This window comes from Moritella sp. 28 (assembly GCF_018219435.1).
Lineage (GTDB): Bacteria > Pseudomonadota > Gammaproteobacteria > Enterobacterales > Moritellaceae > Moritella.
The window spans coordinates 690,003-703,637 of the sequence record NZ_CP056121.1; the positions used below are offsets into that span (position 1 = coordinate 690,003).

At 35.5% G+C, this 13,635-nt stretch carries 11 protein-coding genes and 3 pseudogenes; all 14 read left to right on the forward strand.

Translation table 11 applies throughout. From position 1 onward, the window contains the following. The first annotated feature begins 32 nt into the window (after positions 1 to 32). On the forward strand, positions 33 to 1,157 hold the full coding sequence (locus HWV02_RS03175; protein WP_211689688.1) for an EpsG family protein: 1,125 nt from the start codon (positions 33 to 35) through the stop codon (positions 1,155 to 1,157). A 16-nt stretch (positions 1,158 to 1,173) separates the two neighbouring features. Then, positions 1,174 to 2,091: a hypothetical protein gene (locus HWV02_RS03180; protein ID WP_211689689.1), complete on the forward strand. Its 918-nt coding sequence runs from the start codon at positions 1,174 to 1,176 to the stop codon at positions 2,089 to 2,091. Further along, entirely contained in the window at positions 2,088 to 3,305 is a 1,218-nt protein-coding gene (locus HWV02_RS03185; RefSeq protein ID WP_211689690.1) for a glycosyltransferase family 4 protein, read from the forward strand. The genes HWV02_RS03180 and HWV02_RS03185 overlap by 4 nt, the downstream gene beginning before the upstream one ends. Further along, positions 3,295 to 4,821, forward strand: a complete 1,527-nt coding sequence (locus HWV02_RS03190; protein WP_211689691.1) for a hypothetical protein — start codon at positions 3,295 to 3,297, stop codon at positions 4,819 to 4,821. The genes HWV02_RS03185 and HWV02_RS03190 overlap by 11 nt, the downstream gene beginning before the upstream one ends. Next, entirely contained in the window at positions 4,822 to 4,998 is a 177-nt protein-coding gene (locus HWV02_RS03195; RefSeq protein WP_211689692.1) for a hypothetical protein, read from the forward strand. Positions 4,999 to 5,105: 107 nt separating this feature from the next. After that, positions 5,106 to 6,107, forward strand: a complete 1,002-nt coding sequence (locus HWV02_RS03200) for a hypothetical protein (protein ID WP_211689693.1) — start codon at positions 5,106 to 5,108, stop codon at positions 6,105 to 6,107. 92 nt (positions 6,108 to 6,199) lie between these two features. Beyond that, positions 6,200 to 7,335 (forward strand): IS3 family transposase gene (locus HWV02_RS03205; protein WP_211689694.1). Its coding sequence is split into 2 segments (ribosomal slippage): positions 6,200 to 6,416 and positions 6,416 to 7,335, totalling 1,137 coding nucleotides; the frame shifts between segments, so codons are not numbered across the junction. Between the two features lie 12 nt (positions 7,336 to 7,347). Continuing rightward, a pseudogene (locus tag HWV02_RS22760) lies at positions 7,348 to 7,648 on the forward strand (transposase); the annotation flags it as partial. Positions 7,649 to 7,905: 257 nt separating this feature from the next. Next, positions 7,906 to 8,979, forward strand: a complete 1,074-nt coding sequence (locus tag HWV02_RS03220) for an acyltransferase (protein WP_211689696.1) — start codon at positions 7,906 to 7,908, stop codon at positions 8,977 to 8,979. A 91-nt stretch (positions 8,980 to 9,070) separates the two neighbouring features. Continuing rightward, positions 9,071 to 10,005: pseudogene (locus tag HWV02_RS03225) on the forward strand (IS1595 family transposase). A 37-nt stretch (positions 10,006 to 10,042) separates the two neighbouring features. Continuing rightward, entirely contained in the window at positions 10,043 to 10,915 is an 873-nt protein-coding gene (gene galU, locus HWV02_RS03230; protein ID WP_211689697.1) for a UTP--glucose-1-phosphate uridylyltransferase GalU, read from the forward strand. 177 nt (positions 10,916 to 11,092) lie between these two features. Next, positions 11,093 to 12,160 carry a UDP-N-acetylglucosamine--undecaprenyl-phosphate N-acetylglucosaminephosphotransferase gene (wecA, locus tag HWV02_RS03235; RefSeq protein WP_211689698.1) on the forward strand — a complete coding sequence of 356 codons (1,068 nt, stop codon included), beginning with the start codon at positions 11,093 to 11,095 and terminating at the stop codon, positions 12,158 to 12,160. Between the two features lie 56 nt (positions 12,161 to 12,216). Next, positions 12,217 to 13,230 (forward strand): UDP-glucose 4-epimerase GalE, encoded by a 1,014-nt coding sequence (galE, locus tag HWV02_RS03240; protein ID WP_211689699.1) that lies wholly within the window; start codon positions 12,217 to 12,219, stop codon positions 13,228 to 13,230. Between the two features lie 144 nt (positions 13,231 to 13,374). Next, positions 13,375 to 13,541: pseudogene (locus HWV02_RS03245) on the forward strand (MBL fold metallo-hydrolase); the annotation flags it as partial. Positions 13,542 to 13,635: the final 94 nt, after the last annotated feature.

Genomic DNA, 13,635 nt, shown 5'->3' on the forward strand with positions numbered 1-13,635 from the left:
TGATTTATTTTTATAATATATAGTGAATTCATATGACTCCATATATTGCAATGTATGGTTATCTTGTAGCACTTCTTTTTATTAAAGCTGACCGTTACCTGTTTATCATATTATTTTTTAGCCTTTCATTTTTTTTAACTCTTTCATATACAAATGGTATTGATTGGACTTCGTATCAATCTTCATATGAATTTTCTCCTTATGATACAAGGGGGATCGAGTTCGGATACACAGCTTTAGTTTTGATAGCAAAAACTTTTGGTTTGAATTTCGAGTTTTTTAAATTTTTTATTCTTTCATTTAATTTATTTGTAATTCTTCGATTTGTTTTTAATTATTCAGTAAAACCAATATTTGTTGTCTTGATACTTTTCCAGACACACTTGTTAGGAAATTTTTTTGAACCGGCTATTAGACAACTACAAGCTGTAATTATTTTTATTTTTGCTTTTCGATACTTATTAAACAGAGAAAATTTAAAATTTTATTTTTCAGTTTTGTTGGGATCTTTATTTCACCAATCCATGCTTGTATTATTTTTGTTACCATTTATATTAAAACACATAAACTTTAGAATGGTTGTTGTTGTTACGTTACTTGGTGCGATATTATCTCCAATGTTTGATGCACTAATGCGATTGGCTGTTGTTATCCCTATGTTTAAAGATTATGCTTTTTATCTTGGTTCTACCTACTTCGAAGGCATCGATGCAAGTCCCTTTAATATAGCAAAAACTATTATTTATGCACTCCCTTTTTATTTATTACGTAACCATAGAACAAATGAACCCGTTATTTCTTTGTTAAGAGGGCTCGGTTTTTTATTCTTAATTTGTTATATTCTACAATTCTTTTTATTGATATTTTATAGATTTAATCATTATTTTATTATCTTTTATGTAGTTTATATATCCTTAATATTTGACATGTATCGAAAAAATATTTTTCGTTATATGTTTTTTGTTTTCTATGTTTTTATTCACTTTATTTCATTAATAAAGGGGGTTGAATATTTTAGAGAACGAGATAGCATGAAATATTTTCCGTATACTAATTATTTTATCGAATATGTTCAAGGTAACACCTATGATAATGTACAAGATAAGATTGATGTGAGGCTAACGAGTCGATGGAAAGATCAATCTAAATCGTTATAAAAAGTTGGAATGAAATATGATTAAATTTTTAATGTCGTTTCTCTTGCCTGATGGGGTAATTAGAGGGGCAAGGTTTTATAATGCCATAATTATACTTTTAGCTAGATATGTTATACCTGCTTGGTTTTCCTTAAATAAATCTAGAATTGATTTGAAAAAACAACCCTTGAGCAACAATGAACAAATAATTATTTCACTAACATCTTTTGGTGAACGTGTTTATCAACTACATTGGTGTTTAGAATCATTATTTAGACAGTCTTATGCACCAACTCGTATAATATTATGGTTAGCAGAAGATGAATTCAATGATGATTCCCTCCCTTCTAATTTAAAAATGTTTATTGAGCTTGGACTTGAGGTTCGATATTGTGAAGACCTTCGTTCTCATAAGAAGTACTTTGGTACTTTTAAACTATGGCCTAATGCAGTAGTTGTAACTGTAGATGACGATGTTTTTTATCCAGAAAATATGCTTGAGGGTCTTTTGGAAAACTATAATTTATATCCTAATTGTATTTCTTGTTATAGAGCACATTCGATTAAATTAGATAAAAATGTAGTCGCGCCATATTTAAATTGGAAATTTGCATCCCCCGGCATCACTGGACCTTCCCATACTTTAATGGCTGTTGGAGTTGGTGGTGTTTTATATCCTCCAGGATCTTTGCATGATGAGGTTTTGTACTCAGAAGTATTCAAAACCCTCTGTTTTTATGCTGATGACCTTTGGCTTAAGGTTATGGGATATCGAGCTGGAACCCCTGTAGTCAAAGTACGTCCATATTCAAAAACATTATTTTCAGTTCAGCAAACGCAGGGGGAAACACTTTCAGAACAGAATGTACTCTGTGGCAGGAATGATATTCAACTTAAATCAATATTATCGTATTACAATATGTCAGGCATTGAATTTTTTGAGAGGGAAGTATGATTAAGGTTCTTATTGTTTCACCGGATATTTTACCTGTACCGGCTGTTAGGGGGGGCGCTGTCGAAACCCTTATCCAGCAATTGGTCGAGAGTAGCTTACAAGCTAATAATAGATATGTCTCTTATACCGTCATGTCTGTAGAAGATGAATTATTGAAAGACAAATCGAATGAAAATATTAATGGACGTTATATTTATGCAAAACATGGATACTTAAGAAAAAAGATTTCTGGTGTCGGTGGTAGATTTTTGAAATTTTTTGGAATAAGCAGATCGTTTGCCAACCTTTATGTTATGGAAGTGTCTAAGTTGTTGGCTAAATCTGATTTTGATTACGTTATTGTAGAAAATCAACCAGAGTATGCTCTTGCTCTTAGGAACAAAACTAAAGCAAAGATCGTACTGCATTTACACAATGACAAGTTAAATGCAGCAACTCCCTTCTCTAAAGAAATAGTTAGTTCCGTCGATTATATATTCACTGTTAGTAAATATATAAAGGGACGGGTTGAAAGCATACCATCAGTAAAAAGTCAGTGCGTTAAGGTTTTGTACAATTGTGTTGATATTAGTAAGTTTTCGAAGCAACTGTCATCAGAGCAAAATCGTAATATTAGGTCTCAATACTCAATTAATGAGAATGCAAGAATAATTTTGTTCGTCGGTAGATTAGACAAAACTAAAGGAGTTTTGGAACTAGTAAAAGCTTTTAATCGCATTCAGGCATCAAATATAGTTTTACTAATAGCTGGTTCTGCTTGGTTTAGTGATAACCGTAAGAGCCAATTTATGTCTAATTTAGAAGTAGAAGCTAATAAATCGAAAAATTCGGTTGTTTTTACAGGATATGTTGATCACAAAAACATTCCAAATTTACAGCAGTTATCTGATGTCTTAGTTGTGCCTTCTGTTTGGGATGACCCATGCCCCCTTGTTGTATTGGAGAGTATGGTGTCAGGAAGACCTTTAGTGGCTACTGATTCAGGAGGTGTTCCTGAGTTAGTACCTAATGACTGTGGTTTGTTAGCATCACGTATGGGGGGGGGAGAGGCTTTAATTAATGGTCTCGCCACCGCGATTGAAGGATTGTTGTCTAATTCAGAAAAAGGAAAACTACTTGCAAAAAATGCGCTGGGTCATGTTCAGTGGTTCGATGTTAACGACTATTCAAATAGATTTGAACAGTTACTAAAAGAAATTGAAAGTGAGAAGTAAATCAATCCTTAATAGCGGTGCTAATGGTGCCGCATTCGTTTTTTCAGCCTTATGTTCAATTATCGTCCGAGCTTATTTTATACAATTTTTTGGTGTCGAACTACTGGGGCTAGATTCACTTTTTGCTAGTATATTTTTTATTCTTTCTTTTGCTGAACTAGGTCTTGGCTCGGCAATGACATTTGCACTGTATAAACCACTTAAAGATCAAGATTTCGGTACAGTAAGAGCTATTTTGTTATTGTTGTCGAAATTTTATCGATATGTGATAATTTTAATATTGGTGTTTGGGGCTGTATCATCTATTTTTATTCAATATATAACCGATATCGAGCTTAGTTATCAGCATTATCAGTACTTTACTGTTTATGTGTTGGCTGGTGCATCGACATATATATACGCTGAATATAAAGTGCTTGCCTTAGCTCTTCGGATGAATTATATCGAGTCATCTATTAGAATTATTTTCTTAGCTGTTAAAGCTGTTTTTCAGCTGTCTTCAATTATTTATTTTGAAAATTATCTTTTTTTCTTGATTGTAACGTTATTCGTGAACATCGGAACTGCTCTTATACTGCGTTTTGCGATGTTGCGCCAAGCCCCTTTAATTATTTCAACTCCTCCTAGCGAAATAGAGGAAAGCACACTTGCTAGAATTTTTAAAAATTTAAAAGGGGGGGTATATCATCGTTTGGGTTCCATAATTGTAACTGGCACAGATAATATCTTAATTTCTATTTTCTCAGGTTCTGTAGTTTTAGGTCTTTATAGTAGTTATGGCTTAATTTTTTCGCTGCTTAATGGCTTTCTAACTCAATTAATATATCCGTTATCTGGCTCAATTGGTACTGCCCAAGCATCCGGTGGAAATCACCTAGTTTTAGGTTATTTTGAGCGTATTTTTCGAATTTTTTCATATTTTGTAACGCTTGCTACATCCGGTCTGCTATTTTGTCTGAATGATGTGGTGAGCGTTTGGCTAGGTGAGAAATATGTTCTTCCTGTAGAAATTCCGATCTTGCTTTCGGTTAGCTTATTTCTAATTTTAATGAGAAGACCTAGTATTATTTGTATCGATGCTCTTGGGGTAAATTGGGAACTACGATATAAATCAATATTTGAATCTTTATTCAACTTATTTATATCCTTGTATTTTTTTATTTCCCTTGATTGGGGGCTTAAAAGTGTAATTTTAGGAACTATTTTCTCTAATCTTCTTACTAATTTTTGGTGGGAACCTTATGTCTTATATAGACGTTCTTTTGATAAAAGGTTAAGGACATATTTTTTTATGTATGGGAGAGTTTTGGTGAATTTATTAATTATAACTTCATTGGGTTTTATTTTTCAAAATTACTTTCCTGTCGTCAGCGATGTCTATTCACTGCTTAAAAAGTGCTTTATTGTTGTTTTTGGAGTTAGTTTTTTCTATTTTGTTTTGAATTATAAAACGAAGGGGAACCGAGAATTGTACGATTTAGCTATAAAATTATTTCGTTTTTCAAAAGTGAATTAAATGTTAGATGAAATTTTAATTGCAGGTGTTACTGATGTTCCTACTGTATCCAAAGAATGGCTTACAGTACATCATAATGACTTTAATATTTCAGAGCGTTTTCGAGTAGAAGATATTCGTCACAACTTTATTGATATATTGAAAGCTGGAAAATACCGGATTTCTACCAAAAGTTGATTTTTCATAAGGGTTAGTAAGGTTTTTGATCAGGTTAGTAAACAGGAAGTTTTTCATAGTAGATATGAAGAATGTTGGCGTGAATTAGAATCAAAAGGTTTCTTTAAGTGAGTGAATATTTAAAAGGTAAAAAAATTGGGGTCTTGTGTCCTAGGTTTTTTGATTATCAGGATATAATTGAGAACGGTATTATCGAAGAAGGTGCAGAAGTTGTAATTTTCGATGAGCGCCCCTCTAATTCATTTCTAATGAAGTTTTCTTTAAGGATGGGTTTTAGGTGGTTAGTATATCCCATGATATTTTTTTACTACTATAAGATATTTAAGAGCTTTTTGCTTCGAGATATTGACACCCTTCTTGTAATAAATCCTGAATCTGTACCAATTTGGTTTTTAAAATACCTTAAGAGTTCGACTAATGTAAAGTTAGTCTTGTACATGTGGGATTCTTTTAATAATAAAAAGTATGCTCGTAAACTAATTAGATTTATGGATCGCGCATATAGTTTTGATATTGAGGATGCTAGGAAGACAGAAGGGATGGAATTTTTATCTCTTTTTTTCATCAAAGATGATTCTAACGCCTTGGCTGAAAAAACAAAATACGATATTGTATTTATAGGGACCTTACATAGCGACCGATACAATTTCATAAAGGAAATTGAACGCCAAGCGTTGGCAGAATCATTAAATGTTTTTGTTTTTATATATGTGCCTAATAAAATATATTTTTATGTTCGGAGAATATTTGATCGTCGTTTTCGGTGTGTAGATGTAAACGATGTTTCGTTCTCTCCATTAAAACACTCGGATAATCTTGACATTATGAATTCAGCAAATGCTATTTTAGATGTTCAACATCCTTCTCAAAAAGGCCTAACCATGAGGACAATCGAATCTCTTGGTGCCAAAAAGAAATTGGTGACGACTAATGAAAGTGTTAAAAGTTTCGATTTTTTTCACCCTGATAATATTTTAGTCATGGATCGAGAAAAGCCAAACTTGAATCTTACTTTTCTACGTAAGCCTATTAGGGAGTTACCTGAAGATGTATACCTGAAATACTCCTTGTCTCAGTGGCTCTATATTCTACTCAAAGATGACGACTGATGTGGTTTAATTCTATCTGTGAAGTGGTAGAGTGATTTTGGCCACCTAACTAGAGGTGTTATAATACACCTCATCAAACTTTAGGTGACACCATGACCAAGAAAATAAGAAGAACTTTCAGTGCTGAATTTAAGCTTGAAGCAGCCGAGGCTATGAATGTGGGTAAATCCACCATGGATAAGTGGGTTCGTCAGCTAAAAACAGAACGTAAAGGTATCACACCTAAAGCAACTCCAATGACGCCTGAGCAAATTGAAATTCGCGAATTGAAAAAGCAATTGGCTCGTATGGAAGAGCACAATACCATACTAAAAAAGGCTACCGCTCTCTTAATGTCAGACTCCCTGAACAATTCTCGCTAGTCGAGAAACTTAAGACGAGCCATGCTGTTACAGCTCTTTGTAACGTGTTTGGGATTCACCGAAGTAGTTATAAATACTGGTTACAGCGCGATAAAAGAACGCCAGTAAAAGACGTAAAAATCATTGCTGAAATACGTAAAGCACACAGTGAAAGTCAAGGTTCAGCTGGCGCTAGAACGATTGCAGATATTGTCACGACAAGAGGTTTTCCGTTGAGTCGATATCGAGCTGATAACTTTATGAAAAAATTGAATTTAGTGAGCTGCCAGCAACCTAAACATGCTTACAAAAGAGCGAGCAAAGAACACTTAGCAATACCAAATACATTAAACCGTCAATTTGCTGTTACATCACCAAACCAAGTTTGGTGCGGAGATGTGACATACATATGGTCAGGCAATCGTTGGTGTTACCTTGCGATAGTGATGGATTTATTTGCAAGGAAACCAATTGGGTGGGCTATATCTCACTCACCTGATAGCAACTTGACGAGTAAAGCACTAGCAATGGCATTTGAATCCCGAGGCAAGCCCAAAGGTGTAATGTACCACTCAGATCAAGGTTGCCATTATACAAGCAGACAGTTTCGTCAAAAGTTGTGGCGCTATCAGATAAAACAAAGCATGAGTCGACGTGGGAATTGTTGGGATAATAGTCCAATGGAACGCTTCTTCAGAAGCTTTAAAACAGAATGGATGCCAACAAAAGGTTATTCCAATTTTGATGAAGCAAAACGAGCTATTACGAATTACATTACAGGATATTATAGCCAGGTTAGGCCGCATCAATATAACGGTGGTCTAACTCCAAACGAATCAGAACGCAGATACTGGTTAGAATACAAAACCGTGGCCAAAATTAGTTGACCACTTCACACCACACTTTCAGGGCTGCGAGGACGGAGTAATACTTACAGCGATTCAGCCATTGAAACAGTATTGATGCTCAAAGGTATACTTGGCTTGCTTCTTAGAGATTTAGAAGGCTTTATTAATTCGTTCTTCGTTCTTCGAGCTGATGGATGTTGAATTGAAATCTCCGGATTACTGCATCAGTAAATGGTCTCAGACGGTGAACGTTGCATTCCGGCAACCAAGTAAAGGGCCAGTAGAGTTAGTCATTGATTCAACAGGCTTGAAAGTTTACGGTGAAGGTGAATGGAAGGTGCGAAATCATGGTGCTTAGAAAACGCCAAGATGTGATAAAGGATGTTGGGATGGTGAGTATCCTAAAGAAAGAAGTAGAAAAATAATGAATAAAGTTATAGAACTGGAAATACTGAATTAGGAAACAAGCTGACAAGTTACCTGCGATACTTTTAGACCGATGTTTTTTGTACTCGTCTTCAGTCAACAACTCCGTACCGACACCTCAATTTCTACCTAGATTTCAGGAACTCGGTGTGAATCAAAAACACTTTTAATAGGTATATCCCTGTGGTTAATAGTAAAAAAAGAATAGAGCATCTAGATGGCATAAGAGGTTTTGCAATTTTATTGGTTGTGTTTTTTCATGCTTATGCAAGGTGGCCTTCTTATTTAAGTTTCGTATCAGAAACAAAAAATATCTTTATATTTCAATATGGCTTTCTTGGGGTTCAATTGTTTTTTATGATTTCAGGCTTTGTTATTTTTATGTCCTTAGATAAAAGTGATGGAATTCTAGATTTTATGAGAAAGAGGTGGATCAGGTTATTTCCTATTATGCTTATATCGTCACTACTTGTTTTTGTGACGGCTAGTTTCTTTAGTGAAAGGCCTGCTGGGATACCTGGAATTACAGATTTAATTCCAGGTTTGATTTTTATACATCCGGAGATTGTATCTAAAATATTAGGAATGAAAATAATCTCTTTGGAGGGCGCATTCTGGTCTATTTATGTTGAAATGATGTTTTATGTTTTTTCTTGTGTAATATACTTTGTATTTGGGCGACGTTTTATACTGAAATCAATTTTTATCGCTTTTTCTATTAGTTATATATTTGTTGTTATAAATAAATTAACCGGAATAGATGTCAGTGTAAGTAAGGTTGTGAATGTAATAGGTTTCTCTAATTATGGTTGGTTTTTTATTGGTTGTTTTATTTATGAGAAAATCAATGGAAGAGTAAATAAAGCTGACCACCTAATGATGGTTATAGTTATTTTTTGTAATCTATCATTTGCATACAATGATATATCTAAATTGGTATTCATGATTTGTATACTCTGTTTTTTTTGTTATTCTTTCTATTCACATAGAATAAAAGTTATTTTTACTAGTAAGTTTTTTGTTTTTTTTGGTTTGGTTAGTTACCCATTATATTTGATACATGAAAATATGATGGTTGCATCAACAGTTAAATTGTTGAATTTAAATTATATGAATCCATATCTAACACCATTGGTTTCAATTTTTATTATTACGTTAGTATCATATTTAATATTAAAGTTAGAGCCTAAATTGAAAGTAGCAATGATAAAAATAATATATTGGAATAATTTTCTTATCAGAGTTATTTACCGATGAATGTAATGACCTCTTGTGATCTGGTCAGATTATATCTGATTACCACTAATGCTCAGCCCTCGTAAACTACTTAAATTAGTGTAGTAATGAGATTCAGTTCAATAAATTTCAGTTTCAAAAAGGGATATCGATTAATCAATTTATTGAAAAATATGGGTCTGAAACTCAGTGTCAAAACAACTTATTTGATATGCGCTGGCCGATGGGTTATCGCTGCCCTTATTGTGACCACGACAAGTGCTGTAAACTGAAATCAAGAGCGCTTTATCAATGCAATAAATGTCATTTTCAAACGACATTGATATCAGGAACGCTTTTCGCTCATTCTAAGTTGCCATTAACAACGTGGTTTCTTGCAATATACTTTATAACGCAAGAAAAGAACGGTATCTCAGCGCTTGAACTATCAAGATTACTTGGTTTTTCGTATAACGCTACTTGGCGGTTAAAGCAAAAGCTAATGCAAGCGATGAAAGAGCGAGATGATGAAATACCATTAGTTGATTATGTCCAGATAGATGATGCTTACCGGGGTGGCGTAAGACGTGGTGTTAGAGGCTAGGGCGCCAAAGGGAAACTGCAGCTGTATCCATCAATGATGAAGATCATCTGGTTGGTATGCGTTTTAGTGCTGTAAATGGATTTAATAAAGTAGAAATAACGCGTTGGGCTAAGTCTCATTTCACACCAAAGTCGATTGTTATTTCTGATGGTCTAGCCTGCTTCCGTGCAGTTATAGATGCCAAGATACTACATCTTTCAATCGTAACTGGCGGTGGTCCAGATAGTGTTCAGGGGGCCTTACTTTAAATGGATTAATATAATGATTAGCAATGTAAAAAACTCAATGCACGCTACTTATTATGCGATTAATTAAAAGCATTTACCTCGATATCTGGCAGAATTCTGTTTTAAGTTTAATCGACGGTTTAATTTAAAAATATGCTTGAGCAGTTAATAGTATCAAGTATTCGAACAGCACTGATGCCTCAACGTTTACTTAAGTTGGCTGAAGTTCGGTGGTAATCAGAAAATTATATAACTTAAATTTTTGGAAGTATTAATGATTAAAAAATGTCTATTCCCTGCTGCTGGTTATGGAACTCGTTTTCTACCTGCAACTAAATCAATGCCAAAAGAAATGATGCCCGTGGTCAACAAGCCATTAATTGAATACGGCGTTGAAGAAGCAATCAGTGCAGGTATGACTGCTATGTGTATTGTTACTGGTCGTGGTAAGCACTCGCTAATGGATCACTTTGATAAAAACTACGAACTTGAAGATCAAATTCAAGGCACTAACAAAGAAGAGTTGTTAGATGATATTCGCAGTATTATCGATGCGGCGCAATTTACTTATATTCGCCAACGTGAAATGAAAGGTTTAGGCCATGCCATATTAACAGGCCGTGAATTAGTCGGTGATGAACCATTCGCAGTTGTACTTGCTGATGACTTGTGTGTGAACGAAGAAAAAGGCGTATTAGAGCAGATGGTTGCTTTATACAACCAGTTCCGTTGTTCTATTGTTGCAGTTGAAGAAGTACCTGCAGGTGAAACCCATAAATACGGTGTTATTGCTGGTGATGAGATCCGAGAAGATCTATTCCGTGTCACTAACATGGTAGAAAAACCAGCCCCAGGTACAGAACCGAGTAATCTGGCTATTATCGGTCGTTATATTTTAACGCCGGATATTTTTGAATTTATCGAAAATACGGCACCGGGTAAAGGTGGCGAGATCCAAATTACTGATGCACTGTTAAAACAAGCACAAGAAGGTTGTGTTATTGCCTACAAATTTAAAGGTAAGCGTTTTGATTGTGGTTCGGTAGAAGGTTATATCGATGCGATCAATTATTGCTACGACAACGTGTATTTAAAAGACGATAAAGCGGAATTAGATAAAGCAAAAACTGAAAAGAACGTTACTTAATTATTTCCCGTTTAGTTTAAATCGGAGCTGGACTGGTATTACCCAGTTCTGATTCATTGTCTGCTAACCACACTCTGTTTATTGCCTATTAAACACCTCTAATGCTTACTTGTACTTCGGTATATTACCGAGCAAATTTACTCTCTATATTTAAAACTAATCAAGGTCATAATAAACATGTTCATAGAACTCGGTTTTGTTTTCTTTTTTTCTTTAGTTACGCTATTTACTATGCGTAAAATAGCCAAAGGAATAGGTTTAGTTGATAAACCAAATGAACGAAAACATCATAATGGTGCGATCCCTCTGGTTGGTGGCATTACTATCTGTATTTCCTTCATGTCTTTTTTGTTTAATCACCCTGATTTACTGCCCAATCACTATTTATTTATGGTTTCAATTTTTATCCTTACGCTGGTTGGTGCATTGGATGATAAATATGACCTGAGCTTTAAGATTCGCTTTGTTGTGCAAGGCGGTTTATCAATAGCGATGATGTCGATTGCTGATATTCAGTTACATACCTTGGGTAATATGCTTGGTTTTGGTGATATTAGCTTAGGGTTTGTGGGTTATTTTGTTACTGTAATTGCGGTTGTTGGGGCAATTAATGCCTTTAACATGGTTGATGGTATTGATGGCCTGCTGGGTGGGTTATCTATGGTAACCTTGGGTGGTTTAGGTTTTGTTCTTAGCGTTGACGGACAAAGTAATCTCGCCTATTTATGCCTTGTGCTTATTGTTATCATCTTACCTTATGTGCTATTCAACCTCGGCTTATTAGGACGTGAACGTAAAGTCTTTATGGGTGATGCTGGCAGCATGTTAATCGGCTTCACTGTGATCTGGTTCCTATTATTATCCTCACAGCAAGGTGGCACGCCATTACGTCCTGTCACTGCATTGTGGTTAATTGCAGTACCGTTAATGGACATGGCTGCAATCATGATCCGTCGTATCCGTCGTGGTGACTCACCGTTTAAACCAGACCGCGAGCATTTACACCATATCTTCCAACGCTTGGGTTTAAACAATACGCAAATATTATGTGCCATCTGTGCAATTGCTATCGCTTATGCTGCATTTGGTATCTATGCTGAAATTGTTAATATACCAGAATGGATCATGCTGGTGTTGTTCTTAGTGTGCTTCTTTATCTATCAATTGCTATTATCCAAAGTATGGGTGATAACTGCTAAGATCCGTGCTTGGCGTGCAGGTAGAGATACAATAGATAATTTATAACGATTATGCAGATATATGTATAGCAATCACACAAGTATATATTTTGGGAACATATCATGACAATTTTAGTAACAGGCGGTGCGGGTTACATCGGTAGCCACACTGTGTTAGAACTACTGAACAGCAATCAAGATGTGGTTGTAATTGATAATCTCTGTAATTCAAGTGAAGAGTCATTAAGCCGTGTAAAAACGATCACGGGTAAAACCGTTAAGTTCTACTGTGGTGATGTACTTGATAGTGAGTTACTAAACCGTATCTTTACAACGCATGATATTAACGCTGTTATCCACTTTGCTGGCTTAAAAGCGGTAGGGGAGTCAAATCAGATCCCGTTAACGTATTATCGTAATAACATTGCTGCGACAGTTAATATTTTAGAAGTGATGGGTGAACATAATGTGAAGAATTTTGTGTTTAGCTCGTCGGCAACGGTTTATGGCGATCCGGTATCGGTGCCGATTGATGAAAGCTTCCCTACATCTGCAACAAACCCTTATGGCCGTTCTAAGTTAATGGTCGAAGAGATACTTGCCGACTTGTATAAGTCTGATAACAGTTGGAATATTGCCCGCTTACGTTACTTTAATCCAGTGGGTTCACACGACAGTGGTTTGATTGGTGAAGATCCAAATGACATCCCTAACAACCTAATGCCATATATCTCGCAAGTTGCCGTGGGTAAACTGGCGAAGTTAAGCGTGTTTGGTGATGACTATGCAACGGTCGATGGTACTGGCGTACGTGATTATATCCACGTGGTTGATTTAGCATTAGGGCATTTAAAAGCTTTAGACAAGCTAATGACTAACCCAGGCTTAGTGACGTATAACCTAGGCACAGGTCAGGGTTACAGCGTATTAGAAATGGTGAAAGCCTTTGAACAAGCTTCGGGTAAAACAGTCGCTTATCAAATATCTCCACGTCGTGAAGGTGATATTGCCCAATGTTATGCTGCAACCGATCTTGCCGAGCGCGAATTAGGCTGGAAAGCACAACGTAGTATTAGCGATATGACGACTGATACCTGGCGCTGGCAATCAAATAACCCCGATGGCTATAAGCTGTAAAGTATTATTTAAGCGCTAAAGCCGTACTTAAATAAGCGCATTGACCTATTACCTTCCTTGGAATCTATCTTTAAACTAATAGTTCTATTATTTCTAAATTGATAGCTCTATTTATCGTTTAAATGACTTTCCAAGGACGGAACAATGCGTATTTTACATCACGGTGCGGTCAATGGTGTGACCGGATCTTGTCATCAGCTGTATATGAATGATTATAATTCAGTGCAGTTCGACTTTAATGTGCGCACCGTTACAACGCTTATCATCACCACTGCCATATCGATCATGTCGGTCGCATTCCTCCCCTTGTTATCAATACACCTTTAAAATTGGCGTTACCCACGAGCTTTACGCCATATCTTCCAACGTGTAGGTTTAAATAATCCGCAGATATTATGTTCGATC